The sequence below is a fragment of the Sandaracinobacteroides saxicola genome (assembly GCF_014117445.1).
Classification (GTDB): Bacteria; Pseudomonadota; Alphaproteobacteria; order Sphingomonadales; family Sphingomonadaceae; genus Sandaracinobacteroides_A; species Sandaracinobacteroides_A saxicola.
Genome location: NZ_CP059851.1, coordinates 3,321,066 through 3,347,288 on the forward strand (window position 1 = coordinate 3,321,066; position 26,223 = coordinate 3,347,288).

The following is a 26,223-nucleotide window of genomic DNA, read 5'->3' on the forward strand; positions in this document are numbered from 1 at the left end:
TGTCCGGTCAACGCTTGTTTATGACGATCGAAGCGGCCGGCAGCAAAGCCGCCGAGTCCGCTTGAGATGGGAAGAAGAAAGGGTTGCGGGCAAAGCCCGCCGTCGGACGGGCTCGGCGGGGGGATCCCGCCGCCCCGCCGGCCGCGCTTCGCGGGAGTCGGCGGACTTTCGGACGATTGCCATGCAATCGTCCTCCAAGCCGCTCGCCCCGCTCAGCGGGGCGCCATCCTGATCGCCCCGTCCAGCCGTACATCCTCGCCGTTGAAATAGCTGTTGCGGCACATCTCGACCGCCAGGCTGGCATATTCCTCCGGCATGCCCAGCCGTTTCGGGAAGGGCACGCTGGCGCTGAGCGCCGCCTTCACATTGTCCGGCGCCGCCGCCAGCAGCGGCGTGTTGAAGATGCCCGGCAGGATGGTGTTCACCCGGATGCCCTCGCCCGACAGGTCGCGCGCGATCGGCAGCGTCATGCCGACCACGCCGCCCTTCGAGGCCGAATAGGCCGCCTGGCCGATCTGGCCGTCCTCCGCCGCCACGCTCGCGGTGTTCACGATGGCGCCGCGCTCCCCGAATTCGCCGGGTTCCAGCGTCATCATCCCCGCCGCGCTCTTCGCGATGCAGCGGAAGGTGCCGACCAGGTTGATCTGGATGATCATGTTGAAGGCATCCAGCGGGAAATGCTTGATCGCGCCCGTTTCCTTGCTGCGGCTGGCGGTCTTCACCGCATTGCCGGTGCCGGCGCAGTTGATCAGGATCGCTTCCTGCCCATGCGCCGCGCGGGCTTTCTCGAACCCGGCATCGACGCTGGCATCGTCGCAGACATTCACCTGGCAGAAGATGCCGCCGATTTCAGCGGCGACGGCCTCGCCCTTCTCCGCATTCAGGTCGAACAGCGCGACCTTCACGCCCTCGGCCGCCAGCAGCCTCGCGGTGGCGGCGCCCAGACCCGATGCGCCCCCGGTGACGACGGCGGCCTTGCCCTTCAGTTCCATGCTCTGTCTCCATGTCAGTGTGGCGGGGGTTATGGCGATGGCGGTGGCAAGCCTTAAGCTGGGAAAGCCGTCAGGTATCGGGGCTGCTGGCGGTGGCGTTGCGGCTTTTCACCTCCCGCTCCCGCACCGCCAGGAAGATCGTGGCGGACAGGATGATGGCGCCGCCCGCCAGCGTGAACACGTCATAACGCTCCCGGAACAGCAGGATGCCGGCGAGCGTGATCAGGCCGAAGCGCACGAAATCATAGGGCATCACCGCACCCGCATCGGCGGCCGCGAACGCCTGCGCCAGCGCCAGTTGCCCCGCCGCGGCGCACGCCCCCAGCGCCACCAGCAGCGGCCACAGGTGCGGTTGCGGCCAGGTCCAGACGGGGATGGCCAGCAGGAAGCTGACCGGCGTCGTGAGGATGAAGCTCCAGGCGGCAACCGCGCGCGGATCGTCCTGCCCGGTCAGGGCCTTGATCGCCACCATCGAGAAGGCGGTGGCCAGCGCGCTGACGATGGCGGCGATGATCGGCAGGTCGAGCGCCGCCGCCCCGGGCCGCAGCACCAGCAGCATGCCGGCGAATCCCACCAGCAGCGCGATGATGCGGGTGCGGTGGATGCGCTCCCCCAGGAACAGCACCGCGCCGATGGTGGCGAACAGCGGCGCGGTGTAGTTGATGGACAGCACCGTCGCCAACGGCGCGTTGGCGACGGCGTAGAAGGTGGCGAAGGTGGCGATGATGCCCGAGGACGCCCGCCGGACATGGCCGAGGAAACGCTCCATCCGCAGCAGGCCGGGCGTCAGCAGCAGCATCGGCGCCAGCCACAACAGCCCCATGAAATTGCGCCAGACCACCACGGCGAAGGGGTGCAGTTCCTCGCTGATCAGCCGGATCAGCACCCACAGGCCGGCAAAGGCGAAACAGGCGACCACCATCCACAGCGGCCCGCGGATGTGCGGCGGCAGCGACGCCAGCACCGTCAGTGCCGGAAGTGGCGGATGCCGGTGAAGGCCATGGTCAGGCCCAGCCGGTCGGCGGCGGCGATGACCTCCGCATCGCGCATCGATCCGCCCGGCTGGATGACGGCGGTGGCGCCGGCGGCGGCGGCGGCCTCCAGCCCGTCGGCAAAGGGGAAGAAGGCGTCGCTGGCGACCGCGCTGCCGATCGTTCGCGGCGTGGCCCAGCCATTGGCCTCCGCGGCGTCGCGCGCCTTCCAGGCGGCGATGCGCGCGCTGTCCACCCGGCTCATCTGGCCGGCGCCGATGCCCGCGGTGGCGCCGCCGCTGGCATAGACGATGGCGTTGGATTTGACATGCTTCGCCACCTTCCAGGCGAAATCCATGTCGGCGCGCTCGCTGTCCGTCGGTTGCCGCGCGGTCACGACGGTGAGGCCGTCATGCAGCCGGTTGTCGCGGCTCTGCACCAGCACGCCGCCGCCGATGCTGCGCAGCGTCAGGCCGGGGCGCGCCGGGTCGGGCAGCGGGCTCAGCAGCAGGCGGACATTGGGTTTCCTTGCGAACAGGGCGCGCGCCTCCGGGCTGGCGTCGGGCGCGATCACCACTTCGGTGAACAGTTCCAGGATGGCGGCCGCCGTTGCTTCATCGATGGCGCGGTTGGCGGCGATGATGCCGCCGAACGCGCTGACGGGGTCGCACGCCTTCGCCGCGGCATAGGCGTCCGCCAAGGTCGCCGCGGTGGCAACGCCACAGGGATTGGCGTGCTTGATGATGGCGATGGTCGGCGCCGCGTCGCGGAACTCGGCGATCAGGTCGAAGGCGCCGTCGGCATCGTTCAGGTTGTTGTAGCTGAGCGGCTTGCCCTGGGCGAGGCTGGCCGACGCCACGCCGCCGCCCCCGGCCTGCGGGCGATAGACGGCGGCGGCCTGGTGCGGGTTCTCGCCATAGCGCAGCGGCTCCCCCGCGCGGGTCAGCGCCAGCGGCAGCAGGTCCGGGAACATCGCGCCCTGGTCGGCGAAGGCGAACCAGCTGGCGATGGCGGCGTCATAGGCGGCGGTCGCGGCGAAGGCCTTGGCCGCCAGCCGCCTGCGCGTGGCCAGCGACAGCGCGCCGCTGGCCGCCATCTCCTCCGCCAGCGCCGCATAATCCACGGGATTGGTGACGCAGGCGACGAAAGCATGGTTCTTGGCGGCGGAGCGCACCATCGAGGGCCCGCCGATGTCGATATTCTCGATGACCTCAGGTCGGTCCGCGCCGCGCGCGACCGTCGCCTGGAACGGGTAGAGGTTCACCACCACCAGATCGATGGGCGGGATGCCATGCTCGGCGGCGCTGGCCTGGTGGCCGGCATCGTCGCGCAGCGCCAGCAGCCCGCCGTGCACCTTCGGGTGCAGTGTCTTCACCCGGCCGTCCATCATCTCTGGAAAGCCGGTATGGTCGGCGACGTCGGTCACGGTCAGGCCAGCGTCGCGCAGCGCCCGGGCGGTGCCGCCGGTGGAGAGCAGCTCGACGCCATGGCCGGCAAGCGTCCGGGCGAAATCGACGAGGCCGTCCTTGTCTGACACCGACAGCAGGGCGCGGGAAATCCGAATCATGTCCATCGCGGCGCTTTACGGGGTTTGGCCGCGCGCGGCAGCGGTTTTCCTCAGGGAGTCTCTCAGATTTCCGTCAGTGCCGGTGGGGGCGTGGGTTGCGGCTGTTCCATGCGCACCGGCTGTTTCGGCGGCGGCGACACCTCCACCGGGGTGTCCGGCTGGCTGGGCGCCACGCCCAGCACGGCGAGCGGCTCCCCGGGCGCCTTCGCGGGCACCACGGTTTTCGACGGCGAGATGAGGATGGAGGCGACGAGCACCACCAGAAAAACCAGTCCCAGTCCGGTCAGCCCGGCACGAATCCTCTGCATCTACCCATGTCCTTCAGCGCCGGGTCAGAGGTCCCGGTGTTGGTGCAGCCTGTTCCATCATCCCCCCGGATTTTGGCCGACTGTGACTTTTCTGTAACAGCGTCGCCGCCGCTTGTCGAGAGCAGGGTTAGCGGAACCAGGGCGGCAGCGCCAAGCCCTTGGAAAGCAACCATTCCCTGTTCCACAGCGTGGACAGGTAACGGCTGCCCGGATCGCACAGGATCGTCACCACGGTGGACCCCGCCCCCAGCTCGCGCGCCAGACGCTCCGCGCCCGCCACGTTGATCGCCGAGGACAGCCCCAGATGCAGGCCGTCCCGCGCCATCAGCTCGTGCAGCACCGGCATCGCGTCCGCATCGCTGACCCTATAGGCGACATCGATCGGCGCGCCCTCCAGATTGGCGGTGATGCGCGACTGGCCGATGCCTTCGGAGACGCTGCTCCCCTCCGCCTTCAGCTCGCCATGGGCGAACCAGCTGTACAGCGCCGCGCCATCGGGGTCGGTCAGCGCGATGCGGATGTCGGCGCGCCGTTCCTTCAGCCCCAGGCCCACGCCGGCGATGGTGCCACCGGTGCCCGCCGCGCAGGTGAACCCGTCGACGCGCCCGGCTGTCGCGTCCCAGATCTCCGGCGCGGTGGTCTTGATGTGCGCCAGCCGGTTGGCGATGTTGTCGAACTGGTTGGCCCAGACCGCGCCCGGCGTCTCCTCCGCCAGCCGCCGGCTGGTGTGCACATAATGGCCGGGGTTGGCGTAGCTGGTCGCCGGCACCAGCACCAGCTCCGCCCCCAGCGCGCGCAGTGCGTCCTTCTTCTCCTGGCTCTGCGTTTCCGGCATCACGATGATCGTGCGATAGCCGCGCGACGCGCCCACCACGGCCAGGCCGATGCCGGTGTTGCCCGCCGTCCCCTCCACGATGGTGCCGCCGGGTTGCAGCGTGCCCGCCGCCTCCGCCGCCTGGATGATATAGAGCGCGGCGCGGTCCTTCACGCTGCCGCCGGGGTTCATGAACTCGCACTTGCCCAGCACCGTCGCCCCGGTGCGCTCGGAGGGGCCCTTCAGCCGCACCAGCGGCGTGTTGCCGATCAGCGCGGCGATATCGGTCGCAACAGTCATTGTTTCGGCTTAGCGAGCACCGACGCGCCTTGCCAGCCCGCTTTCTTTGCGCGAAACGAAGCGCGGCTTTCACGGGAGTGTCGGATGCGACGGCGAACAGGGGGCGGGCGGTGACACGCGCGATTCCCGTCCTGCTGTTGGCGCTCGCCCTGCCGCTTGCCGGCTGCGGCAATGGCAATGATGGCCGTGCGCTCCGCGTCGACAGCAGCGTCGATCCGACGCCGCTGGTGGCGCAGTCCACGCGGCTCGGGCTGACCGCGCTCGACGGTGAGGGCCAGGTGGTGCCCGGCCTGGCGCAGAGCTGGCGCGTGTCGGACGATGGCCTCAGCATCGTCTTCCGCCTGCGCCGCGCCAGCTTCGCCAACGGCATGCCGGTCACCGCGGCGCAGGCGGTGGCCGCGGTGCAGGCCGCGCGGACCCGCCGCGCCCATCCCTTTTTCGGCCTGCTCGCCGGCGTCACCGCGATCTCCGCGCCGCTGGACGACGTGATCGAGATGCGCCTGACCACGCCGCAGCCCGAGCTGCTGGCACTGCTCGCCGCGCCCGAGCTGGCGGTGCTGCCGCCAGCGCGCAACCCGCCGGCGCTGGGCCCCTTCATGCCCGCCGGGGACGAGGCCGGCGTCATCACGCTGGGCCGCAACCCGCGCTTTCACGCCACCGCCGACGTGCCGCTCGACCGCGTGACCCTGCGGCGGCTGGACGCCACCGCCGCCATCGCCGGCTTCGCGCGCGGCGAAAGCGACCTGGTGCTCGGCGGGCTGGGGCCGGGGATCAACGACGCGCGCACCTCGCCCGCCGCCGCGGGGCTGCGGCTGGAGCCCGCGCGCGCCACCGCCATGCTGCTGGTCAACATGACCGGTGGGCCGCTGAAGGACCTGCGCGTGCGGCGCGCGCTGTCGCTCGCCATCGACCGGCAGACGCTGGGCAGCGCGCTGTTCGGCAGCGCCGCCGCCCGTCCGGTCTATGGCCTCGCGCCCGAGGGGCTGGCCAGCTTTCCCGAGACCTTTGTGCCGGACTGGGCCGGTGCGCCGCTGGTCGCCCGGCAGGAGGATGCCCGCCGCCTGCTGAGCGAAGCGGGCTTCGGCGCCGAACGGCCGCTGGCGCTGACCGTCGCCATCCCCGACGACGCGCTCAGCCGCGCCATGGCGGCGCGCATCGGCAATGATCTTGCCGCGATCGGCGTGACGCTGAGCGCCGACATCCGCGACCCGGCCTTCCACGCCAGCACGCTGGCGCGCGGCGGCTATGCGCTGGCGCTGACCGTGCGGGAGGCGCCGACCGATTCGCCGCTCGCCCTGCTGTTGCCGCTGCGCTGCGGCGCCAACCCCGCCGGCGTCTGCCTGAAGGAGGCCGACCGCCTGCTGGCGCAGAGCTGGCGCGCCGCCAGCCTGTCCGCCCGCGCCGGCCATTATGCCCAGGCCGAACGGCTGTGGGCGGAGGATGGCGCGGTGATCGGCCTGGTCACGCCACTGCGCTGGGCGCTGGTATCGCCGCGCGTCGCGGGATGGGTTGACAATGCCGCCGGCGCGCATCCCTTGGCGAAACTGGACCTGTTGCCGGAAGGAAGGCTGTTCAAATGAGCGAGATCGTCATCGTCGCGGCGCGCCGCACGCCGATGGGCGGGTTTCAGGGCGATTTCGCCGGCCTTGCCGCGTCCGACCTGGGCGCCGCCGCGCTGAAGGCCGCGGTGGACGACGCCGGCCTGGCGGCGGACGCGGTGGAGCAGGTGGTGATGGGCTGCGTGCTTCCCGCCGGGCAGGGCCAGGCGCCCGCGCGGCAGGCGGCGCGCAAGGCCGGGCTGTCGGACGCCACCGCCGCGGTCACGCTGAACAAGATGTGCGGCAGCGGCATGAAGGCGGTGATGGACGCGCACGACCTGCTGCGCGCCGGCAGCGCCGACATTATCGCCGCCGGCGGCATGGAGAGCATGTCGAACGCCCCCTATCTGCTGCCGAAGGCCCGCGCGGGCTATCGCATGGGCCATGGCCGCGTCATCGACCACATGTTCATGGATGGCCTGGAGGACGCCTATGAGAGCGGTCGGCTGATGGGCAGCTTCGCCGAGGATTGCGCCCGCCACTATCAGTTCACCCGCGCCGCGCAGGATGATTTCGCGCTCGCCAGCCTGTCCCGCGCCAGTTCCGCGATCCAGCAGGGCGCCTTCGCCGCCGAGGTGGTGCCGGTGACCGCCGGCAAGGTGCAGGTGAGCATCGACGAGCAGCCGGGGAAGGCGCGGCCCGACAAGATCCCGACGCTGAAACCCGCCTTCGCCGCCGACGGCACCGTCACCGCCGCCAACGCCAGCAGCATCAGCGATGGCGCCGCCGCCCTGGTGCTGATGCGCGCCGACACCGCCCGCGAACACGGCCTGACGCCGCTCGCCACCATCCTCGGCCATGCCACCCACGCGCAGGAACCGGCGTGGTTTTCAACGGCACCGGTGCCGGCGATGCGGAAACTGCTGGCAAAGACCGGCCTGGACGTGGCCGCCATCGACCTGTGGGAGGTGAACGAGGCCTTCGCCGTCGTCACCATGGCCGCCATGCACGACCTCGGGCTGGACCATGCCAAGGTCAACATCAACGGCGGCGCCTGCGCGCTCGGCCACCCCATCGGTGCCAGCGGCGCGCGCATCCTCGTCACGCTGCTCCACGCGCTCCGCGCGCGCGGCGGCGGCACCGGTGTCGCCAGCCTGTGCATCGGCGGCGGCGAGGCAACCGCCATGGCGATCCGCGTGCCCTGACATGGCGCGTCCGCAACCGTCGATGCCGCTCGATGCCGCCCAGCGCGAGCTGTCGCGGGCCTATGTCGGCGGCGCGCCGGGGGTGCTGATCTCCGGGCTGGTCTGGCTGGCCGCCGGCACCGTGTGGGCCACCAGGGGCGCGCCCGCGGGCTTCCTCACCCTGTTCGTCGGCGGCATGCTGATCATGCCGGGATCGGTCGCGCTTTCCCGCCTGCTGTTCCGCGCGCCGAAGATCGCGCCGGGCAACCCGCTCGAACGGCTGGGATTCGAATCGACGGTGATGCTGTTCGCCGGCCTGTTGATCGCCTATGCCCTGCTGCGCAGCGACCCCGCCATGGCCTTCGCCACCCTCGCGGTCGCCATCGGCGCGCGCTATTTCGTCTTCCGCACCCTGTACAACGAGCCGCTCTACTGGCTGCTCGGCGCGCTGCTTGCCGCCCTCGGCATGGCGGTGCTGCTGCGCTGGACGACCATGCCGGTCAATGTCGCCGTGGCGGTGGGCGCCGTCGAACTCCTGATGGCCCTCCTCCTGCTGCTGCGGCATCGGCGTCGCTGACAGCGCGAACTTGCCAATCCGCCCGTCCTGCCCTATCGCGCGCGGTGTCGGAGCGTGGCGCAGCCTGGTAGCGCATTAGACTGGGGGTCTAAGGGTCGCAGGTTCGAATCCTGTCGCTCCGACCATGTTTCAAGGCCGGGCTGCGCCCGGAGAAGGCGGCGCACTCGCGCCGGCGCCCGGTCGGGCTTGCGGCCTTCGGCCGAGGCGGCGCTGCCACAATGGGGTCGCGCGGTTTGCCATTTCCCCCTACACCCGCTCCATGTCCGTGCTGGATGTCACCACCCTCGCCTGCGTGCGCAGCGGCCGGCTGCTGTTCGAAAACCTGTCCTTCACCGTGCCCAGGGGTGGCGCGCTGATCGTCACCGGGCCGAACGGCGCGGGCAAGTCCAGCCTGCTGCGCCTGCTCGCCGGCCTGCTGGAGCCCGCCGCCGGCACCATCCACCGCCCCGACCGCCTTGCCTATCTGGGCCATGACAGCGCGCTGAAGCCCGATCGCACGCTCGCCGGCGAACTCGCCTTCTGGGCCGCGCTGGACGGCGCCGACACCGCCACGCGCAACAGCGCCGCAAGCGCGATGGCGCTCGACGGCCTGCTCGACCTGCCCGTCCGCCTGCTGTCCGCCGGCCAGAAGCGCCGCGCCGCGCTGGCCCGCACGCTCGCCGCCGGCGCCACGCTCTGGCTGCTCGACGAGCCCACCGTCGGCCTTGATGCCGCCGCCTGCGAACGGCTGGCGACCGCCATCGCCGGGCACCGCGAACGCGGCGGCGCGGTGGTGGCCGCCACCCATGTCGATCTCGGCCTGGCGCACGCCGCCACGCTGCCGCTGGGTGTCGGCCATGGCTGACCGCCGCCTGCCCTGGCTGCTGTCGCTGCTGCTGATCGCCACGGCGCTGCTCGCGGCCACCCTGCTGCCCGGCGACGACCGCGTGCTCGCCGCGCGCTACACCGCCCGCGCCTCGTTCGCGATGTTCATGCCGCTGTTCCTGGCGACCCCGCTCGCGCGGCTGGGGTGGACGCGCGCGCTGGCGGCGCACCGCCGCGATTGGGGCCTTGCCTTTGCGCTCGCGCACTTCGTCCACCTCGCCGCGCTCATCAACCAGCAGATCGCCGCCGGCGTGCCCCCCGCCGTCATCACGATCACAGTGGGCGGCGGCGGCTATGTGATCCTGGCGGCGATGGCGCTCACCTCGAACGCCGCCGCGATGCGGGCGCTGGGGCGGCGCTGGAAATGGCTGCACCGCACCGGGCTGTGGTGGCTGTGGTTTGTCTTCTTCGTCACCTACGCCGGCCGGATCGCCGAACCGCCGGCGATGATCGTCGGCATCATCGGCACCGGCCTGGCAGGCGGCGCCGCCCTGCTGCGGCTCGGCCTGTGGTGGCGCGCCCGCAGGCGACAGCCGGCATGAGCGGCCCATTGCAAGCCTGCGTTTCCCCCTTGCAGTTGACCCAGCGTCACCTGCTACGACTCGGGGCATGGCCGCGCTCACCCTCACCGATCTGTCCCGCCGTACCGGCGTTTCCCCACGCGCGCTGCGCTTTTACGAGGCGCGCGGGCTGCTGGCGCCGCTGCGGCTGAACAATGGCCGGCGGCTCTATGCCCAGGCCGACGCCGCCCGCCTGCTGCAGATCCTGGCGCTGAAGCGCGCCGGCTTCAGCCTGGACCGCATCGCCGCGCTGCTGCGGCAGACACCGGACAATCTGGCAGGGGTGATCGGCGCGCAGCGCGATCAACTGCGCCAGGAACGGGATCAGCTCGACCAGGCGCTGGCGGCCCTCACCGCGGCGCTCGGCGAGCTGAACCGCGGCACCGCGCTGTCGCTCGACACGCTCTGCCGCCTCATCCGCGAAGGAGACAGACGCATGACACAGGCTGCCTGGCAATCGGTCTATGACCGTTACTATACCCCCGAACAGCAGGCCGAATGGCGCGCCGCGAAACAGGCGATGGCCGACGGTCTCGACCTCGACGCCTACAACGCGAAATGGAAGGAATTGACCGACCGGATCGAGGCCGCGCTGCCGCTCGACGCGGGGTCGGCGCAATCGGCCGCCTTTCTCGCGGAATGGCGCGTGTTGCAGCAACCCATGAACGACACGCTGGGGCCGCTGATCCAGCGCGACCCCATCCGCCTGTTCGACCGCATGGCGGAATGGCAGGACATGGTCAGCCCGCCGTTCAGCGCCGCCGTCTGGGCCTGGGCCAAGGCCGCCAGCGCGGCGCAACCGGTCAGCGGCTGACGCGACCGCGGCGCGCGCGCCTTATGCCGCGCGTCCCTCCACGACCATCGTGCCCGGATGATGCCGGTCCAGATGCGCACGCAGCAGCCGCATGTTCTTCGATGTCGAGCGGAACATCAGGTCGAAAATGTCGCCGGCGATCGGGATCATGCCGATGGCCGTGTCCACGCCCAGGTTCATCATCATCCGCGCGCGGGTCCAGCGGCTGATGCCCAGATTGCCCGCTTCCCACACCAGATAGCTGCCGATCAGGCCGGACAGCAGGTCGCCCACCACCGGCACCAGGCCGATGACCGCGTCCAGCCCGATCCGCCGGCTGGTGCCGGGCAGCTGGATCGCGCCTTCCATCACCCGTTCCAGCAGTTCCAGCCGCGCGCGGATTGCCGCCGGGTCACGCGGCAGGTTGGCGGCGGCGGCGAAATCCTCGAAGCGGGCATAGCGGCTGGCAGTCACGGGGCGATCCTTTCAGGATTGCAACATGGCCTCGCCGCCTTCTCTTTCAAGTCCCCGCGCCACCGCGGCCACCGCCGCCGGATAGAGGTCATGTTCGGCGCCCAGCACCCGGGCCGCCAGCGTCTCCGGCGTGTCGCCGGGCAGGATCGGCACCCGCGCCTGCGCGATCACCGCACCGCCGTCCAGCTCGGCGGTCACATGGTGCACGCTGCACCCGGCCTCGCGATCGCCCGCGGCAATCGCCCGGGCGTGCGTGTCCAGCCCCTTGTAGGCCGGCAGCAGCGAGGGGTGGATGTTCAGCAGCCGCCCCTGCCAGCGCGCGATGAACCAGGGCGTCAGGATGCGCATGAACCCCGCCAGCGCCACCAGCTCGACATGGGCGGCGCGCAACGCCGCGTCCAGCTCCACCTCGAACGCCGCGCGGTCCTTGCGCCGGGGCACCAGCAGCGCCGGCACGCCCGCGTCGCGCGCCGTCGCCAGCCCGGCCGCTTCCGCCAGGTCGCTGACCACCAGCACCAGCGCATAGGGGCAGTCCGCCGCGCGCGACGCCGCCAGCAGCGCCGCCATGTTGCTGCCCCGGCCGCTGATGATCGCGGCCAGCCGCACCCTATCCGTCATGCTCGGCCGTCCAATCGGCGCGAGCTGACCAGGTTTCGGTGCTGCCGCGCACCGTGCAGCCCTTCGCACCCGCCACGATGGCGCCGATGCGGTGCACCGTCTCGCCCGCGGCCGTCAGCGTCGCCGCCACCGCCTCGGCCTGGTCGGCGGCCACCACCAGCACCATGCCGATGCCGCAGTTGAACGTCCGCGCCAGTTCGGCGGGTTCGATCCGGCCCAGCGCCTGCAACCAGGCGAACAATCGCGGCAGCGGCCAGCCGTCCGCGTCCACCACCGCCCGCGCGCCGTCCGGCAGCACGCGCGGGATATTCTCCAGCAGCCCGCCACCGGTGATGTGCGCGCAGGCCTTTACACGACCCGCGCGGATTTCCGGCAGCAGCGAGCGGACATAGATGCGCGTCGGCACCATCAGATGATCGATCAGCAGCGCGTCCGCGTCGAACATCGCCGGCCGGTCGAGCGCCGCGCCGCTCTCCGCCACCAGCTTGCGGATCAGCGAATAGCCGTTGCTGTGCGCGCCGGAGGATGCCAGCCCCAGCAGCACGTCGCCGGGAACCACGTCCGCCCCCGTCAGCTGCCCGCCGCGCTCCACCGCGCCCACCGCGAAGCCGGCAAGGTCATAGTCGCCGGCCGCGTACATGCCCGGCATCTCCGCCGTCTCGCCGCCCACCAGCGCGCAGCCGGCGATGCGGCAGCCCTCCGCGATGCCGGCCACCACCCGCGCCGCCACGCCTTCGTCCAGCTTTCCGGTGGCGAAATAGTCAAGGAAGAACAGCGGCTCCGCCCCCTGCACGATCAGGTCGTTGACGCACATCGCCACCAGGTCCTGGCCGACGCTGTCATGCCGCCCGCTGTCGATCGCCAGCTTCAGCTTGGTGCCCACGCCGTCGGTCGCCGCCACCAGCAGCGGATCGTGATAGCCCGCCGCCTTCGGGTCGAAGAAGGCGCCGAAGCCGCCGATCTCGGCATCGGCGCCGGGCCGGCGCGTGGCGCGCACCAGCGGCGCGATGGCGCGCACCAGGGCGTTGCCGGCGGCGATGGAAACGCCGGCATCGGCGTAGGTGGCGGGCTTGCGGTCGGCGCTCATCATCGCCCTTTAACCAGAAGCGGCTTGGAATAACACCGCCCATGCGCCAGAATATGCGGCATGCGCCTGCTCCTGTGGCTGTTCCTGCTCCTCGCCGCCCCGACGCTCGCGCAGGCCCCCAAGCCCGGCAGCGCCGGCAGCGGCCTCATCATCAGCGGCATCAAGGTCGATGTCGCCGGCAAGGGCGCGGCGGACGCGCGATTGAACGGCTGGCGCGATGCCCAGCGCCAGGCCTGGCCGCAGCTGTGGGCGCGGCTGACCGGGGAGATGGCCGGCGCCGCGCCGCGCCTGACGGACGACGCGCTGGACGGCATCGTCAGCGCCATCGAGGTCGAGCAGGAACAGGTCAGCGCCAAACGCTACATCGCCAGCCTGGCGGTGGTGTTCGACCGTGTCCGCGCCGCCCGCTATCTCGGCAGCGCAGGCAGCGTCATCCGCTCGCCGCCCTTCCTGCTGCTGCCGGTGCTGCAGGACGCCGGCGTGCGCATGGCCTATGAGCCCACCTCGCCCTGGCTCGCCGCCTGGGGGCGGCTGCGGGCCGGCGAATCGACGGTCGACTATGTCCGCATCAGCCCGACACCGGGCGACGTCATCCTGCTGTCCGCCTGGCAGGCGCTGCGCCGCGACGCCGCCGGCTGGCGCGACCTGGTGGACCGTTACCAAGTGGCGGACGTGCTGATCCCCGAACTGATCCTGGAACGCAGCTTTCCCGGCGGCCCGGTCAGCGCGCTGCTGATCGCGCGCGGCGGCACCGAAGGCGCGGACTATGGCCGGCTGCGGCTGGTGAATCGCGGCGGCGACGTCGACAACCTCCTCGCCACCGCGGTGCGGGAGGCCGACCGGCTCTACACCGCCGCCATCCGCAGCGGCGCGCTGAAGGCCGATCCCGGCCTGCTCGAAGAGGTCAAGATCGTCGAAAGCGCCGCCCCCAGCCTTGTCGTGCCGACCCTCTCCGCGGTCGAGATGCGCGTCGCCACGCCCGACGAAGCCGCCTGGCAGCGCTGGGCGGCGCAGCTGCGCGCGGTACCGGGTGTAACCGCGGTGCGCATGCTCGCGTTCGTCGCGGGCGGGGAATCCGCGATCGCGCTCGACGCCCCCGCCGGCATCGAGGCGCTGCGCTACGCCCTCGACCAGCGCGGCCTGACGCTGGCGGAGGATCTGCAGGGCGTGCTGCTGCGCCCGCGCCGTCCCACCGACCCGCGCGTCGAGCCGCCGGCGGCGCCTGAAACCACGCCGCCCGCGCCGCCTGCGGTCACGCCCGCCGCCCCGGCCGCCACCGCGCCACCGCCGGGCAAACCGCCGGCGCCGGCGGCCAAACCCGCCGCCCCGCCCAAGCCGCTGCTGCCACCGGGCACCGGCGCATGAGCGGCCAGATGGCGCTCCCGCTCGGCTGGCAGGCCGCGCGCACCCAGGCGACCTTCCTAGTCAGCCCGGCCAACGCCGATGCCGTGCGCTACCTCGACGCCTGGGCCACCTGGCCGCTGCCGGTGGCGCTGCTGGTCGGCCCGGCCGGCAGCGGCAAGAGCCACCTCGCCGCCATCTTCGCCCGCCGCGCCAACGCCCGCCTGTGGGACGATGCCGACCGCAGCGGCAGCGATGAAGCTCTGTTTCATGCCTGGAACGACGCCGTCGCCGACCGGCGCCCGCTGCTGCTCACCGCCCGCAGCGCGCCCGCCGACTGGCACCTCGCGCTGCCCGACCTCCGCTCCCGCCTCGCCGCCACGCCCCTGGTGCGCATCCACCCGCCGGATGACGCGCTGCTCGCCGGCCTGTTCGAAAAACTGTTCCGCGACCGCGGCATCGAGGTCCCGCCCGAGCTCACCCACTATGTCACCACCCGCATCGAGCGCAGTTTCGAGGCGGTCGCCCGCGCCGTCGCGGCGCTCGATGCCGCCAGCCTCGCCGGCCAGCGCCCGCTCACCATCCCGCTCGCCCGCACCGTGCTGGTGGAAGCGGGCCTTTAGGCACCGCGGGGAGTTCATCGATTTGTCATGCGACATCCGCTATGGCGGTGCGATGGCCAGCAAATCCCGATCCGCGGCGCCCGCGCCCGAAGCGCCGGTGCAACGCTATTTCAACCGTGAACTGTCCTGGCTCGGTTTCAACAGTCGCGTCCTTGAGGAGGCGATGAACCCCGCCCACCCGCTGCTCGAACGGCTGCGCTTCCTGTCGATCTCCGGCAACAATCTCGATGAATTCTACATGGTGCGCGTCGCCGGCCTGCGCGGGCAGGTGGACGAGGGGATCGAAACCCCCAGCCCCGAAGGCACCACGCCCGCCCAGCAGCTCGCCGCCATCGCGCTCGCCGCCGACGCGCTGATGAGCGACCAGCAGCGCGCCTGGGTGGCGCTGAAAACCCTGCTGAAGGCCGCCGACGTGACCGTGGTCGCCGCCGACGAACTGACACCCGCGGAGGCCGGCTGGCTGGAGGGCTGGTTCCTCGACAATATCTTCCCCGTCCTCACCCCCCAGGCCATCGACCCGGCCCACCCTTTCCCCTTCATCCCGAACAAGGGCTTCAGCCTGGTGTTCGACATGACCCGCGGCGGCGACCGGCTGTCCGCGCTGCTGATGCTGCCCGCCATGCTGCCGCGCTTCGTCCGCCTGCCCGGCGCGCACGCCCGCTTCATCGCCATGGAACAGATATTGCGCCGCTTCTTCGGCCTGATCTTCCCCGGCTTCACCCATCAGGGCGACGGCGCCTTCCGTATCATCCGCGACAGCGACATCGAGATCGAGGAAGAGGCCGAAGACCTGGTCCGCTATTATCAGAGCGCGATCAAGCAACGCCGCCGCGGCCAGGTGATCCGGCTGAAGATCGAAAGCGCCACGCCGCTGGCGCTGCGCAGCATGGTGCAGCAGGCGCTGCGCGTGGACGAGCGCGACGTCACCGCGGTCGAGGGCATATTGGGCATCGCCGACCTGGGGGAACTGGTCGACGAGGACCGCCCCGACCTGAAGTTCGACCCCTATACGCCGCGCTTCCCGGAGCGCATCCGCGACTATGGCGGCGACTGTTTCGCCGCCATTCGCGCCAAGGACATCGTCGTCCACCACCCCTATGAGAGTTTCGACGTCGTCCTCGCCTTCCTGCGCCAGGCTGCCGCCGACCCGGATGTCGTTGCCATCAAGCAGACGCTGTACCGCACCGGCAAGAACAGCCCGATCGTGCGCGCCCTGATCGACGCCGCCGAGGCCGGCAAGAGCGTCACCGCCATCGTCGAGCTGAAGGCCCGGTTCGACGAGGAGCAGAACCTGACCTGGGCCGCCGCACTGGAACGCGCCGGCGTGCAGGTCGTCTATGGCTTCATCGAATGGAAGACCCACGCCAAGGTCAGCATGGTCGTTCGCCGCGAATCCGGCGCGCTCGTCACCTACCTCCACCTCGGCACCGGCAACTATCACCCCGTCACCGCGCGCATCTACACCGACCTCAGCTTCTTCACGGCGAACCCGGTGCTGGCGCGCGACGCGGCGCAGGTGTTCAACTATATCACCGGCTATATCGAGCCGCAGCGGCTGGAAAAGCTGGCGATCAGCCCGGTCAGCCTGCGCCGCACCCTGTTCGAGGGCATCGACGCCGAGATCGCCCATGCCCAGGCCGGCAGGCCCGCCCACATCTGGGCCAAGATGAACAGCCTGGTGGACCCGGCGATCATCGACAAGCTGTACGAGGCCAGCGCGGCCGGCGTCGAGGTGGAACTGGTCATCCGCGGCATCTGTTGCCTGCGTCCGCAGGTGCCTGGCCTGTCGGACAACATCTGGGTGCGCAGCGTCATCGGCCGTTTCCTGGAGCACAGCCGCATCGTCGCCTTCGGCAACGGCCACGCACTGCCCAGCCGCCACGCCAGGCTCTACATCACCAGCGCCGACTGGATGCCGCGCAACTTCGACCGCCGCGTCGAGCTGCTGATCCCCATCGAGAACCCCACGGTGCACGCGCAGATCCTGGACCAGGTGATGGTCGCCAACCTGAAGGACACCGAGCAGAGCTGGGAGCTGGACGGCAACGGCCGCTACGTCCGCATCACCGACCAGACCCACCGCTTCAACCTGCACCGCTATTTCATGACCAACCCCAGCCTGTCCGGTCGCGGCGCCGCGCTGGAAAAGGTGCGCGTGCCGAAACTGGTGGTAGAGGAGTAGCCGCTACACACCGCGCGCCATGGCGACGCGACGCGCCGGATCCAGACCATGCGTCGCCTCGCGCAGCAAAATGCCGGCCAGCCAATCCGGCTGCTCGCCGGCTGCCAGCTCGGCAAAGCCCATGCGCGCATAGGCCGGCGCGTTCCACTCGATGAACCGGTCGGTCGTCAGGCTCAGGGACCGCAACCCCCGCGCCCGCGCATGTTCGGCGGCCCGCTCGACCAGCGCCCGCCCGATCCCCCGCCGCTGTGCCGCCTGCGCCACCGACAATTCCAGGATGTGCAGCCATTCGCCTTCCGCCGCTGCCAGCAGGAAGCCGGCTGGTTCGCCGGCCAGATCGCTCACCCACAGCGACTTTTCGGCAACGCCCGCACAAAGCGCGTCGTCAGGTGTCGTCCCGTGCCCGATCACGAACGCCATCGGCGTGCCCGCGAAACTCAGCGCCGCGGACCGTTCAACTGCCGCCAGCGCGGCAAAATCCGCCCTTGTGCCCAACCTGATCATGGCCCCCTGTCGCCTGTTCGCGCGCTACCGTCCAGCACCCGCTTTCCCGCCGCCGTATCCGCCGCTATTTGTCCGGACAAAGGAGCGTGCACCCCATGCAGCAGGAACGGATCGACTGGCCGAACGGTGCCAAGCTGGCGCTCAGCATCGTCGTCAATGTCGAGGAAGGCAGCGAGATGACGGTCGCGCGCGGCGACCGCGGCATGGAACCGGTGGACGAGCTGGGCATCCACATCAAATCGCCGATCCGCAATTATGGCAACGAGAGCAACTATCTCTACGGCATCAAGGCCGGCGCGCCGCGAATCGTCGACCTGCTGCGCCGCTACAATGTCGCCGCCAGCTGGACCGTTGCCGCGCTGAGCCTTGAAAACCACCCCGACATCGCCGCCGCCATCCGCGAACTCGGCCATGAACCGGTCAGCCACGGCTGGCGCTGGGTGCACCAGTTCAAGATGGACGAGGCCGCCGAGCGCGACTTCATCGCGAAAGCCACCACCAGCATCGAAAAGACCACCGGCACCCGCCCCTACGGCTGGCTGAGCCGCTATTTCCACACCGACAACACCCGCCGGCTGCTGATCGAGGCCGGCTACCGCTATCACATGGATGATTACAGTGGCGACGTGCCCTTCACCGACGCCACCACCGTTCCGGGCAAGCCGATCACCATCGTCCCCTACCAGCTCGACACCAACGACATGAAGATGTGGACCGACCCCAGCCTGACGCCGCGCGCCTGGCTGCACTATGCCATCGACAGCTTCGACCAGCTGTACCGGGAGGGCGAGGCCGGTTTCCCCAAGATGATGAGCCTGGGCCTGCACCTGCGCATCATCGGCCGGCCGGGGCGCATCTGGGCGTTCGAGGAATTCCTGAAGCATGTGACGGCAAGGCCCGATGTCTGGATCGCCACCCGCGGCGACATCGCGGCCTGCGCCTGATGCAAACTTGCCCATTTGATGCACGAGCGCTATTTCATGCATCAAAGGTGAGACATGCGGACCACACTGGCAATTGACGACGATGTGCTCGCGGCGGCACGCGAATTTGCCGAGGCGCGCGGCGAAAGCCTGGGCGCGGCGGCAACCGAACTCATCCGCCGCGGCCTGAACCCCGTGCTGGTGTTGGAGACTCGGAATGGCGTGCCCCTTCTGCCATCACGGTCGGGCAGGCGGCCTGTGACGCCGGAAGAGATCAACGACATGAAGAATGATCTCGATCTCGAATTTCCCTTTGCCATGGAGGTGCTTCGCAAAAGTGGCGGCTTTACTGGACGTTAACTTTTTGATCGCGCTGTTTGATACCGGACACATGTTTCATGATCCGGCCCACCAATGGCTGGGCCATCATGCGGTCAAAGGCTGGGCAACCTGCTCGGTCACCGAAATGGGGTTTGCCCGCATCATGGGAAATCCGAACACCGTCGGCGGCGCCGGGAATGTCGATCGCGCCAGACGCTTGCTGGCGCAATTTAAGGGCAGCCCAAATCACATGTTCTGGGGTGACGATGTCAGCTTTCTGGCATCAGCCGACGTCGATTTCAGCGGCGCCGCCAGTCGCCATGTGACCGACATCTATCTTCTGCTCATGGCCGTGCGGAATCGCGGCACATTGGTCACGTTCGACCGCCGCATCCCCGCGCATGTCGTCCCCGGCGGACGGGAGGCACTGGTCGTGGTCGCCGCCGATGCCTGAACTTCCCGAAGTCGAAACCGTCGTCCGTGGCCTTGCCCCGCACCTGCTCGGCCGGCGCCTCACCTCGGTCATCGCGCACCGCCCCGACCTGCGCTGGCCCCTGCCCGCCGATCTCGGCCAGCGGCTGACCGGCGCCACCGTCACCACGCTCTCCCGTCGCGCCAAATATGGCCTGATCGGCACCGACCGCGGCGACACCCTCATCTTCCACCTTGGCATGTCCGGCTCGATGCGCGTCAATCCCGCCGCCGACCCCCACAATCACATCATCTTCGCCACCGAGGGCGGCAGCATCGCCTTCCACGACCCGCGCCGCTTCGGCTCGCTGCACCTGGTGGCGACCGCCGACGCCCCGGCGCACCCGCTGCTCGCCGGGCTCGGGCCGGAGCCGCTGTCCGACGCCTTCACCGCCGACCATCTGATCGCCCGCGCCCGCGACCGCCAGACGCCGATGAAGGCCTTCCTGCTGGACCAGAAGACGGTCGCCGGCCTGGGCAACATCTATGTCGCCGAGGCGCTGTTCGCCGCCGGCATCGCGCCCGCGCGCCGCGCCGGCCATGTCGCGCCGACGCGCCTCGCCCGCCTGGTGCCCGCCATTCAGCAGGTGCTCGCCGCCGCCATCGATGCCGGCGGCTCCTCGCTGCGCGACCATGCCCGGGTGTCGGGCGAACTCGGCTATTTCCAGCACAGCTTCCGCGTCTATGGCCGGGAGGGCGAACCCTGCCCCGCCTGCGCCACCCCGATCCGGCGCGCCGTTCAGTCCGCGCGCTCCAGCTTCCACTGCCCGCGCTGCCAGCGCTGAACCCCCACCGCTGACGGCGCGGAACCGGTTGACTCGACGCGAACCCCCGTCTATCGCACCGCCTCCCGCAGCGGCCATGCCGGCTGCGCACTGACCTATGCACCGGAGCTGACTGACTTTTATGGCGAACACCCCGCAGGCTGAAAAGCGCATCCGCCGCAACGATCGCCGCGCCGCGATCAACAAGGCGCGCCTGTCGCGCATCCGCACCTTCGTCAAGAAAGCCGAGTCGGCGATCGAATCGGGTGTGAAGGCCGATGCGCTTGCCGCTCTCGCAGCCGCCACCCCGGAGCTGATGCGTGGCGTTAGCAAGGGTGTCGTGCACAAGAACACCGCCTCCCGCAAGATTTCGCGCCTGACCAAGCGCGCCGCGGCGCTGGCCTGACGTCACACAACCGTCATCGCAACGACATGAAAGGGCGGCTTCAGGCCGCCCTTTTTTTCGTCTTTCCATGGCGTTGCACGGCCCGGCGAAGCCATCGGCCCAGCGAATCGCCCGCCCCGAACGGCGATGGCATCCCATTGAAACATCGGGGTAAATTTGTCCTCAACTGAATCCGTACGACTTTTTCCTGTCAAACACTTTATTTGCCCCAAGCCAAAATTCCGGGCCTTGCCCCCCCGCCCCCCGATTGCTTATCACAGCCTCGTCGTCACGCAGGTGTCACGATTCGGCCCCGGACCCCATCCGGACAGCCGGACCGCCTGCCGTCGGCAGGGGTGACGTTTGGCGGCACTGGGGCCGCCGGCGACCGAAGCATGGAGAAGGCCTGACCGCGACCCCAATCGCGGAATGGATTGTTCTGTGTGAAAGGGCAGGGTGACCGGTCGCGTCGCGGCCGGAAAAAGGAGGGTCAGGTGAAGTCAGTGCGCAGGGTCAGTCATCGCCAACGCAATCCCCACAGTCCCCCTCTGCCCGCCCGCCCCTTGCGATCCGGTCACGCTCACCGCCACCGCGCCACGCATTTCGCCCGCTGATTTTCCCGCGGCCAAGGCCGCTCCCCGTTTTGCGTTGGATTCGCCGTGTCCCCTGCCGTCTCGCCCCATGTCGCCCCAGAGGTCACCCGTGCCTGGGCCACCATCCGCAGCCGCCTTGCCGCTGATGTCGGCGCGCGGACCTTCGACAGCTGGCTGCGCCCGCTGACCCTCGCCGGTGCCGAGGCCGGCACCGTCCGCCTCACCTTGCCGTCGCGCTTCATGGCGGACTGGGTACGGGGCCATTTCGCCGAGCGGCTGACCCGCGCCTGGACCGCCGCCTGCCCCGGCATCACCGCCGTGCGCATCGATGTCGCCAGCGGCGCCGCCGCCGAACCCGAACCCGATCCCGTGGCGGTCGCCCCGACGTCCGATCCCACGCTGGACCCGCGCTATCGCTTCGACAGCTTCGTCGTCGGCAAGTCCAACGAGCTTGCCTTCAACGCCGCGCAAACCATGGCCGGCGGCGGTGCCACCGGTTTCAACCCCCTGTTCCTGCACGGGCCCACCGGACTGGGCAAAACCCACCTGATGCACGCCATCGGTCACGCCACCCGCGCCGCCACGCCCCATGCCCGCATCGCCTACATGTCGGCGGAAAAGTTCATGGTCGAGTTTCTCTCCGCCATGCGCGCCCGCGACACCTTCAGCTTCAAGGCACGGCTGCGCGGTTGCGACCTCCTCATGATCGACGATGTCCAGTTCATCGCCGGCAAGGAATCGACGCAGGAAGAATTCTTCCACACCATGAACGAGATCATCAGCGCGGGAAAACGCCTGGTGATCAGCGCCGACCGCAGCCCGCAGAACCTCGAAGGCATCGAATCGCGCATCCTCAGCCGCCTGTCCTGGGGCCTGGTCGCGGACATCAACCCCGCCGATTACGAGCTGCGTTTCAACATCCTCACCACCAAGCTTGCCGCGCAGCCCGCCGCCACCGTGCCGGCCGAGGTGATCGATTTCCTCGCCAAGAAGATCGTCGCCAACGTCCGCGAACTCGAAGGCGCGCTGAATCGGGTCATCGCCTATGGCACGCTGGTCAACCGCCCCATCAGCCTCGACTTCACCCGAGAGGTCCTCGCCGACCTGCTGAAGGCGCACAGCCGCAAGCTCACCATCGACGAGATCCAGCGCCGCGTCGCCGACCATTACGCCCTGAAGCTCAACGACCTGCTGTCACCGCGCCGCGCCCGGGAGGTCGCCCGCCCGCGCCAGGTCGCCATGTTCCTCGCCAAGGAAATGACCCAGCGCTCGCTTCCCGAAATCGGCCGGCGCTTCGGCGGCCGCGACCACACCACCGTCATGCACGCCGTCAAGCGCATCAAGGAATTGCGCCTGACCGACCAGGACCTCGACCGGGATGTCTCGCTGCTGCAACGAAAGTTGGATGGTTGATCCTTGCCCGTAAGGCAGTTCTCCCTTACCTTGTCCCCATGTCTACCCTCACCATCACGTCCAAGGGTCAGATCACCCTCAAAAAGGATCTGCTGCGCCAGCTTGGCGTTACGCCGGGCATGAAGGTGGAGGTCACGCCCACCGGCCCCGGCCGCCTGGAAATCCGCGCCCAGCCGGAACGCAAGGGCAGCTTCCGCGACCTCTACGGCATTCTCTACGATCCCAACCGTCCCGCCATGACGCTGGAGGAGATGGACGAGATCATCCGCAAGGGCTGGGCCGGCGAGCTTTGAGGGTCATCGTCGACACCAATATCATGGCCCGCATCATCCTCGCTGATGATCCGGTGCAAACGCCCATCGCCCAGCGCGCCCTTGCGGAGGTGACGACGCTCGTCCTCCCCGTCGCCATGCTGTGCGAACTCGCCTGGCTGCTCCGCCAAGGCTATCGGGAACCCGCTGGTGTCGTCGCCGACACCCTGCGTCGCTTCGCCAACGCAGAAGGGGTGGTGGTAGACCGCGCCGCGCTGGATGCCGGCCTTGCCTTCCTCGATGCCGGCGGCGATTTTGCCGACGGTGTCATCCTGCACCAGGGCCAGGCGCTCGGCGGCGAACGCCTCCTCACCTTCGATGTCCGCGCCGCGAAAATCGCCGGCGTCCCCGCACTTTCGCCGTATTGACCCCGCGCTTCCGCCCCCCGCCAAAATCTGCTATCCACTCCTCCCAGGGGGTCGCCTCGGTTCGGGAGAAACCGCGATGGACGTGACCGCAGACAGCATCCAGCCCGCCGATGTCCGGGCCATCGGCACCGCTGACCTGAACGCCGCGCTGGCCGAAGGGTGGGCCGATTTCCGCGCCAAACGCGGCGACCTGCTGCTGCTTCCCCTCATCTACCCCGCGATGGGGCTGATCGCGGCCACTTTCGCCTTCAACCGCGACCTGTTCCCGCTGCTCTTCCCGCTGGTCGGCGGCTTCGCGCTGGTCGGCCCGGTGGCCGCTGCCGGCTTCTATGAAATGGCCAAGCGCCGCGAAGCCGGCGAGGATCCCAGCTGGTGGCACTTCCTGGACCCGCTGAACGGCCCCCGCCGCTGGCCGCTGCTGGCGCTGACGGCCGGCTTTGGCTTCCTGTTCATCATGTGGATGATCTGCGCGCAGCTGATCTATGAATACACGCTGGGTCCGCTCAACTCGGTCACGCCCGCCGCGCTGTTCGCCAACCTCTTCACCACGCCCGAAGGCTGGAGCATGGTGATCGTCGGCAACATCGTCGGCGCCGGCTTCGCCCTCATCGCCCTCGGCCTGTCCTTCGCCTTCCCCTATGTGGTGGACAAGGCGGCCGATCCCTTGAGCGCCGCCTTCACCTCGCTCCGCGTCTTTCAGCGCAACCCCATGACGACGCTGCGCTGGGGCATCACCGTCGGCCTCATCCTCTTCGCCGCCGCGATCCCCCTCCTTATTGGCCTGATGGTGGCGCTGCCCGTCCTCGGCTACGCCACCTGGCACCTCTACACCCGGGCGGTGGTGCGATAGGCTTTAGCGCAGCGGCGCAGCTTGACGAGCCACCGGCGCAGCCTATTGTCCCCCATCGCGCGCGATGGGGGACATGCGGTGCCTATTCCGAAAAGCAGGTTCGCTTCCACAATCGCCGTCTTGCTGTTTCTGGCCACACCGGCAACGGCGCAACCCGCATCACCCGCCGCGCCGCCCGCCGCACCGGCTGCCGCCAGCATTGTCGAGAATGCGGATGTGGCCGCCGCGCAACGCCTGTTCACCGCCTGGATCGAGGCGCAGATCGCCATGCGCGGCCTGCCGGGCATCGCGGTGGGCGTCGTCCATGACCAGCAGCTGGTCTGGTCGCGGGGCTTCGGCTTTGCCGATGTCGAGAAGCGCGTGCCCATGACCCCCCAGACGCGCTTTCGCATCGCGTCCAACTCCAAGATGTTCGCCGCCATCGCCATCATGCAACTGCGCGAGGCGGGCAGGCTCAGGCTCGATGATCCGGTGGCAAAACATCTCCCCTGGTTCAAGGTGACGCCCGCCGGCCCCGATGACGGCCCGATCACCATCGAACAGCTGCTCTCGCACAGCGCCGGCCTGCCGCGGGAGGCGAGCGACCATTGGTCGAGCTTTGATTTTCCCACCGGCGCCCAGCTGCAGGCGCTGATGGCCGACCGTGCCGCCACCTTCCCGCCACAGACGCGCTGGAAATATTCCAACCTCGCTTACGGTGTCGCCGGCCTGCTCGTGGAACGCATCAGCGGCCAGCGCTGGGCCGATTATGTGCAGGCGCACATCTTCGATCCGCTCGGCATGGCCGGCACCAGCGTCGACCGGCGTGATCCGCTGCTGGCGACGCCCTATGCCTCGCGGCGCCCTGATGGTTCGCGCCGGCTGCTGCCCTTCGTCGATTCGAAAGGCATGGCATCCGCCACCGGCGTCACGTCCGATGTCGAGGATCTGGCGAAATTCATCTCTGCCCAGTTCCGGCGCGGGGCGGGGGAAGGCGCCAACATCCTGTCGGCGGGGTCGTGGCGGGAAATGCTGCGGGTGCGGTCGGTCGACGAAGACTGGCAGTCCGGAACGGGGTTGGGCTTTGCCCATAGCCGGTACAAGGATCGCACCTATGTCGGCCATGGCGGCGGCTATCCGGGCAACACCACCATGACGCTCGCGCAGCTTGACGACAAGGTCGGGGTGATCGTCCTCACCAATACCAATGATTCGAACGCCGGCGACATTGCCCGCCAGTTGATGGCGACGGTGGGCAATGCCGTCGCCAACGCCGGCAAACCCGCCACCAACACGCCATGGGACCCGGCCTGGGCGCGCTTCGCCGGCCGCTACCGCGGCAGCAGCGATGGGATCGATCAGGTGGTGCTGCTCAACCGGCAACTGGTGCTGTTGCCCGGCACGGCGCTCGCGGCCGAAACCAAGGTTGTGCTGGAACCTCTCGGCGAAGGCCGCTTCCGCTTGACGGCGCCCACCGGCGGCGCCGCGATCGGTGAGATCGTGCGCTTCGACGAAACGCCGGGCCGGCCGATGCGCCTCTACCGGGGCGACAGCTGGGCAACCCGCACCGACGATTTCTGACGCCGGGCTCGACAGCGGGCACGCGCACGCCCGATGCGTCGACGGCTGCGACACAGGGCGCCAATCGCATCGGGCACGGCCGCTTGCCGAAGGGCGTTTGCCGCCCTCAGAACCGGATGCCGGCGCCCACGATCGGCCCGTGCATGCTCATGTCCGCTGCCAGGCCGCTGTCACGGCGGACATTCGCACTCAGGTACCGATACCCCGCCAGCAACGACACATTGCGACCCGCGGCAACCCCGAACGCCAGCAGCGAATCGGAACTGAAACGCGATCCGCCGGCACCGAACATGGCATGCGCGTTCAGGGTAAGCCGCGGCGCCAGATGGACCACCGCCTTGGCGCCGGCCATGGCGTCGACCCAATGCAGCGTCTCCGCGCGACCATAGGTCGGCGGAATGCCGGGCGGCAGCGGCAGCCCGGCCGGCAGGGACGCATCGATCCGTGTTCGATAGGACCAGAAGCGTGGCCCCGCCACGATGTCCAGGCTGCCGGTCCCATCGTCCACGGCGCGATATTGCACCGCGGCCAACCCGGTGAATGTCCGAAGGCCGATGGCGGCGGTCAGCGGCAGTCCGCCAAGCTGCGGCACGCCGACCGTCGCCTCATCCGACAGTTTCGCATACAGCCCGTCTAGGAGGAAACCCCAGCGCCCCCGCCGGCCCTCCAACGCCACCATGGCGCCGACATCCAGCTTGCGGAAAATCTCGCCGAAGCTGGTGCTGGCCTTCACCTCGACGGGGAAGCCGGGGTGGCTGACCGTCGCGTCGCTGCCCGACAACCACAGATAGGGAACCAGATTGAACGTCCAGCCCCCATCGGATGCCGATCCGTCTTCGGCCGCCGCGGGCGCGGCCAGGACCAGCGCGGCGATCATGGCCGGCAACCTCACCATCGGTCCCATCCTTTCCAAAACCCATCTTCACAGCCTATCAGATACCCGGGGTTGGTAAAGCATCGCCAACCA

29 protein-coding genes and 1 tRNA gene are annotated in these 26,223 nt (G+C 69.6%); 20 read left to right on the top strand and 10 right to left on the bottom strand.

Annotated elements, in window-relative coordinates:
* Positions 1 to 212: 212 nt before the first annotated feature.
* The 5 genes from H3309_RS16670 to H3309_RS16690 all read right to left on the bottom strand — a co-directional run bounded on the left by H3309_RS16670 (position 213) and on the right by H3309_RS16690 (position 4,952).
* On the bottom strand, positions 213 to 992 hold the full coding sequence (locus H3309_RS16670; protein WP_182296229.1) for an SDR family NAD(P)-dependent oxidoreductase: 780 nt from the start codon (positions 990 to 992) through the stop codon (positions 213 to 215).
* Positions 993 to 1,062: 70 nt separating this feature from the next.
* Positions 1,063 to 1,956 (bottom strand): DMT family transporter, encoded by an 894-nt coding sequence (locus tag H3309_RS16675; protein ID WP_182296231.1) that lies wholly within the window; start codon positions 1,954 to 1,956, stop codon positions 1,063 to 1,065.
* A gap of 2 nt (positions 1,957 to 1,958) precedes the next feature.
* On the bottom strand, positions 1,959 to 3,536 hold the full coding sequence (gene purH / locus H3309_RS16680; protein ID WP_182296233.1) for a bifunctional phosphoribosylaminoimidazolecarboxamide formyltransferase/IMP cyclohydrolase: 1,578 nt from the start codon (positions 3,534 to 3,536) through the stop codon (positions 1,959 to 1,961).
* Positions 3,537 to 3,592: 56 nt separating this feature from the next.
* Positions 3,593 to 3,838 carry a hypothetical protein gene (locus tag H3309_RS16685; RefSeq protein WP_182296235.1) on the bottom strand — a complete coding sequence of 82 codons (246 nt, stop codon included), beginning with the start codon at positions 3,836 to 3,838 and terminating at the stop codon, positions 3,593 to 3,595.
* 127 nt (positions 3,839 to 3,965) lie between these two features.
* The gene (locus H3309_RS16690; protein ID WP_182296236.1) at positions 3,966 to 4,952 is read right to left on the bottom strand and encodes a cysteine synthase A; all 987 of its coding nucleotides are present in this window, start codon (positions 4,950 to 4,952) and stop codon (positions 3,966 to 3,968) included.
* Positions 4,953 to 5,062: 110 nt separating this feature from the next.
* Between H3309_RS16690 and H3309_RS16695 the strand changes: the two genes are divergently transcribed.
* The 7 genes from H3309_RS16695 (at position 5,063) to H3309_RS16725 (ending at position 10,489) form a co-directional block, all read left to right on the top strand.
* Complete coding sequence (locus H3309_RS16695; protein WP_182296238.1) at positions 5,063 to 6,532, top strand: ABC transporter substrate-binding protein; 1,470 nt, start codon at positions 5,063 to 5,065, stop codon at positions 6,530 to 6,532.
* Positions 6,529 to 7,695, top strand: a complete 1,167-nt coding sequence (locus H3309_RS16700) for an acetyl-CoA C-acyltransferase (RefSeq protein WP_182296240.1) — start codon at positions 6,529 to 6,531, stop codon at positions 7,693 to 7,695. The genes H3309_RS16695 and H3309_RS16700 overlap by 4 nt, the downstream gene beginning before the upstream one ends.
* 1 nt (position 7,696) lies before the next feature.
* Positions 7,697 to 8,251: a DUF7010 family protein gene (locus H3309_RS16705; RefSeq protein ID WP_182296242.1), complete on the top strand. Its 555-nt coding sequence runs from the start codon at positions 7,697 to 7,699 to the stop codon at positions 8,249 to 8,251.
* Between the two features lie 48 nt (positions 8,252 to 8,299).
* A tRNA-Pro gene (locus H3309_RS16710) sits at positions 8,300 to 8,376 on the top strand.
* Between the two features lie 134 nt (positions 8,377 to 8,510).
* On the top strand, positions 8,511 to 9,095 hold the full coding sequence (gene ccmA / locus H3309_RS16715) for a heme ABC exporter ATP-binding protein CcmA (RefSeq protein WP_182296244.1): 585 nt from the start codon (positions 8,511 to 8,513) through the stop codon (positions 9,093 to 9,095).
* Entirely contained in the window at positions 9,088 to 9,657 is a 570-nt protein-coding gene (locus tag H3309_RS16720) for a cytochrome b family protein (protein ID WP_182296246.1), read from the top strand. Before ccmA ends, H3309_RS16720 begins: the two co-directional genes overlap by 8 nt.
* Before the next feature lie 67 nt (positions 9,658 to 9,724).
* Positions 9,725 to 10,489, top strand: a complete 765-nt coding sequence (locus H3309_RS16725; protein WP_182296248.1) for a MerR family transcriptional regulator — start codon at positions 9,725 to 9,727, stop codon at positions 10,487 to 10,489.
* 21 nt (positions 10,490 to 10,510) lie between these two features.
* Here H3309_RS16725 and H3309_RS16730 read toward each other — a convergent pair whose 3' ends face one another.
* The 3 genes from H3309_RS16730 to purM are packed head-to-tail and all read right to left on the bottom strand — an operon-like array spanning position 10,511 to position 12,647.
* The gene (locus H3309_RS16730; RefSeq protein ID WP_243453783.1) at positions 10,511 to 10,942 is read right to left on the bottom strand and encodes a DUF4112 domain-containing protein; all 432 of its coding nucleotides are present in this window, start codon (positions 10,940 to 10,942) and stop codon (positions 10,511 to 10,513) included.
* A 12-nt stretch (positions 10,943 to 10,954) separates the two neighbouring features.
* Complete coding sequence (gene purN / locus H3309_RS16735) at positions 10,955 to 11,560, bottom strand: phosphoribosylglycinamide formyltransferase (RefSeq protein WP_182296250.1); 606 nt, start codon at positions 11,558 to 11,560, stop codon at positions 10,955 to 10,957.
* Entirely contained in the window at positions 11,550 to 12,647 is a 1,098-nt protein-coding gene (gene purM, locus H3309_RS16740) for a phosphoribosylformylglycinamidine cyclo-ligase (protein WP_182298882.1), read from the bottom strand. The genes purN and purM overlap by 11 nt, the downstream gene beginning before the upstream one ends.
* Positions 12,648 to 12,707: 60 nt before the next feature.
* Here purM and H3309_RS16745 point away from each other — a divergent pair, with 60 nt between their 5' ends.
* From H3309_RS16745 to H3309_RS16755, 3 genes are read left to right on the top strand one after another with little or no spacing between them, the layout of a single operon-like run.
* Positions 12,708 to 14,012, top strand: a complete 1,305-nt coding sequence (locus tag H3309_RS16745) for a hypothetical protein (protein ID WP_182296252.1) — start codon at positions 12,708 to 12,710, stop codon at positions 14,010 to 14,012.
* On the top strand, positions 14,009 to 14,611 hold the full coding sequence (locus H3309_RS16750) for an HdaA/DnaA family protein (RefSeq protein ID WP_182296254.1): 603 nt from the start codon (positions 14,009 to 14,011) through the stop codon (positions 14,609 to 14,611). The genes H3309_RS16745 and H3309_RS16750 overlap by 4 nt, the downstream gene beginning before the upstream one ends.
* A 52-nt stretch (positions 14,612 to 14,663) precedes the next feature.
* Positions 14,664 to 16,793, top strand: coding sequence for an RNA degradosome polyphosphate kinase (locus H3309_RS16755; RefSeq protein WP_182296256.1), 2,130 nt, complete (start codon positions 14,664 to 14,666; stop codon positions 16,791 to 16,793).
* 3 nt (positions 16,794 to 16,796) lie between these two features.
* Here the strand turns inward: H3309_RS16755 and H3309_RS16760 are convergent, their stop codons facing one another.
* Positions 16,797 to 17,297, bottom strand: a complete 501-nt coding sequence (locus tag H3309_RS16760) for a GNAT family N-acetyltransferase (RefSeq protein ID WP_182296258.1) — start codon at positions 17,295 to 17,297, stop codon at positions 16,797 to 16,799.
* A gap of 95 nt (positions 17,298 to 17,392) precedes the next feature.
* Between H3309_RS16760 and H3309_RS16765 the strand changes: the two genes are divergently transcribed.
* The 10 genes from H3309_RS16765 (at position 17,393) to H3309_RS16810 (ending at position 25,256) form a co-directional block, all read left to right on the top strand.
* Positions 17,393 to 18,241, top strand: coding sequence for a polysaccharide deacetylase family protein (locus tag H3309_RS16765; protein ID WP_182296260.1), 849 nt, complete (start codon positions 17,393 to 17,395; stop codon positions 18,239 to 18,241).
* A 54-nt stretch (positions 18,242 to 18,295) separates the two neighbouring features.
* Complete coding sequence (locus H3309_RS16770; protein ID WP_182296262.1) at positions 18,296 to 18,580, top strand: CopG family transcriptional regulator; 285 nt, start codon at positions 18,296 to 18,298, stop codon at positions 18,578 to 18,580.
* 4 nt (positions 18,581 to 18,584) lie between these two features.
* Entirely contained in the window at positions 18,585 to 18,995 is a 411-nt protein-coding gene (locus tag H3309_RS16775) for a TA system VapC family ribonuclease toxin (protein ID WP_182296264.1), read from the top strand.
* On the top strand, positions 18,988 to 19,797 hold the full coding sequence (gene mutM / locus H3309_RS16780) for a bifunctional DNA-formamidopyrimidine glycosylase/DNA-(apurinic or apyrimidinic site) lyase (protein WP_182296266.1): 810 nt from the start codon (positions 18,988 to 18,990) through the stop codon (positions 19,795 to 19,797). The genes H3309_RS16775 and mutM overlap by 8 nt, the downstream gene beginning before the upstream one ends.
* A gap of 121 nt (positions 19,798 to 19,918) precedes the next feature.
* The gene (rpsT, locus tag H3309_RS16785) at positions 19,919 to 20,182 is read left to right on the top strand and encodes a 30S ribosomal protein S20 (protein WP_182296268.1); all 264 of its coding nucleotides are present in this window, start codon (positions 19,919 to 19,921) and stop codon (positions 20,180 to 20,182) included.
* A gap of 638 nt (positions 20,183 to 20,820) precedes the next feature.
* On the top strand, positions 20,821 to 22,167 hold the full coding sequence (gene dnaA, locus H3309_RS16790) for a chromosomal replication initiator protein DnaA (RefSeq protein WP_182296270.1): 1,347 nt from the start codon (positions 20,821 to 20,823) through the stop codon (positions 22,165 to 22,167).
* A gap of 38 nt (positions 22,168 to 22,205) precedes the next feature.
* On the top strand, positions 22,206 to 22,460 hold the full coding sequence (locus H3309_RS16795) for an AbrB/MazE/SpoVT family DNA-binding domain-containing protein (protein ID WP_182296272.1): 255 nt from the start codon (positions 22,206 to 22,208) through the stop codon (positions 22,458 to 22,460).
* 23 nt (positions 22,461 to 22,483) lie between these two features.
* Positions 22,484 to 22,846, top strand: a complete 363-nt coding sequence (locus H3309_RS16800) for a type II toxin-antitoxin system VapC family toxin (protein WP_182296274.1) — start codon at positions 22,484 to 22,486, stop codon at positions 22,844 to 22,846.
* Between the two features lie 76 nt (positions 22,847 to 22,922).
* Complete coding sequence (locus H3309_RS16805; RefSeq protein WP_182296276.1) at positions 22,923 to 23,696, top strand: DUF2189 domain-containing protein; 774 nt, start codon at positions 22,923 to 22,925, stop codon at positions 23,694 to 23,696.
* A 120-nt stretch (positions 23,697 to 23,816) separates the two neighbouring features.
* A complete protein-coding gene (locus H3309_RS16810; protein ID WP_243453784.1) occupies positions 23,817 to 25,256 on the top strand; it encodes a serine hydrolase domain-containing protein in 1,440 nt (479 codons plus the stop codon).
* A gap of 106 nt (positions 25,257 to 25,362) precedes the next feature.
* On the opposite strand, the gene H3309_RS16815 is transcribed toward H3309_RS16810, so the two are convergent.
* Complete coding sequence (locus H3309_RS16815) at positions 25,363 to 26,151, bottom strand: hypothetical protein (RefSeq protein ID WP_182296278.1); 789 nt, start codon at positions 26,149 to 26,151, stop codon at positions 25,363 to 25,365.
* Between the last annotated feature and the right edge of the window lie 72 nt (positions 26,152 to 26,223).

Coding starts and splice junctions, on each gene's coding strand:
- H3309_RS16670 (WP_182296229.1), bottom strand. CDS start 992: ATGGAACTGAAGGGCAAGGCCGCCGTCGTCACCGGGGGCGCATCGGGT.
- purH (WP_182296233.1), bottom strand. CDS start 3,536: ATGGACATGATTCGGATTTCCCGCGCCCTGCTGTCGGTGTCAGACAAG.
- H3309_RS16685 (WP_182296235.1), bottom strand. CDS start 3,838: ATGCAGAGGATTCGTGCCGGGCTGACCGGACTGGGACTGGTTTTTCTG.
- H3309_RS16690 (WP_182296236.1), bottom strand. CDS start 4,952: ATGACTGTTGCGACCGATATCGCCGCGCTGATCGGCAACACGCCGCTG.
- H3309_RS16700 (WP_182296240.1), top strand. CDS start 6,529: ATGAGCGAGATCGTCATCGTCGCGGCGCGCCGCACGCCGATGGGCGGG.
- H3309_RS16705 (WP_182296242.1), top strand. CDS start 7,697: ATGGCGCGTCCGCAACCGTCGATGCCGCTCGATGCCGCCCAGCGCGAG.
- ccmA (WP_182296244.1), top strand. CDS start 8,511: ATGTCCGTGCTGGATGTCACCACCCTCGCCTGCGTGCGCAGCGGCCGG.
- H3309_RS16720 (WP_182296246.1), top strand. CDS start 9,088: ATGGCTGACCGCCGCCTGCCCTGGCTGCTGTCGCTGCTGCTGATCGCC.
- H3309_RS16725 (WP_182296248.1), top strand. CDS start 9,725: ATGGCCGCGCTCACCCTCACCGATCTGTCCCGCCGTACCGGCGTTTCC.
- purN (WP_182296250.1), bottom strand. CDS start 11,560: ATGACGGATAGGGTGCGGCTGGCCGCGATCATCAGCGGCCGGGGCAGC.
- purM (WP_182298882.1), bottom strand. CDS start 12,647: ATGAGCGCCGACCGCAAGCCCGCCACCTACGCCGATGCCGGCGTTTCC.
- H3309_RS16745 (WP_182296252.1), top strand. CDS start 12,708: ATGCGCCTGCTCCTGTGGCTGTTCCTGCTCCTCGCCGCCCCGACGCTC.
- H3309_RS16750 (WP_182296254.1), top strand. CDS start 14,009: ATGAGCGGCCAGATGGCGCTCCCGCTCGGCTGGCAGGCCGCGCGCACC.
- H3309_RS16755 (WP_182296256.1), top strand. CDS start 14,664: ATGGCCAGCAAATCCCGATCCGCGGCGCCCGCGCCCGAAGCGCCGGTG.
- H3309_RS16760 (WP_182296258.1), bottom strand. CDS start 17,297: ATGATCAGGTTGGGCACAAGGGCGGATTTTGCCGCGCTGGCGGCAGTT.
- H3309_RS16765 (WP_182296260.1), top strand. CDS start 17,393: ATGCAGCAGGAACGGATCGACTGGCCGAACGGTGCCAAGCTGGCGCTC.
- H3309_RS16770 (WP_182296262.1), top strand. CDS start 18,296: ATGCGGACCACACTGGCAATTGACGACGATGTGCTCGCGGCGGCACGC.
- mutM (WP_182296266.1), top strand. CDS start 18,988: ATGCCTGAACTTCCCGAAGTCGAAACCGTCGTCCGTGGCCTTGCCCCG.
- rpsT (WP_182296268.1), top strand. CDS start 19,919: ATGGCGAACACCCCGCAGGCTGAAAAGCGCATCCGCCGCAACGATCGC.
- H3309_RS16795 (WP_182296272.1), top strand. CDS start 22,206: ATGTCTACCCTCACCATCACGTCCAAGGGTCAGATCACCCTCAAAAAG.
- H3309_RS16800 (WP_182296274.1), top strand. CDS start 22,484: ATGGCCCGCATCATCCTCGCTGATGATCCGGTGCAAACGCCCATCGCC.
- H3309_RS16805 (WP_182296276.1), top strand. CDS start 22,923: ATGGACGTGACCGCAGACAGCATCCAGCCCGCCGATGTCCGGGCCATC.
- H3309_RS16815 (WP_182296278.1), bottom strand. CDS start 26,151: ATGGTGAGGTTGCCGGCCATGATCGCCGCGCTGGTCCTGGCCGCGCCC.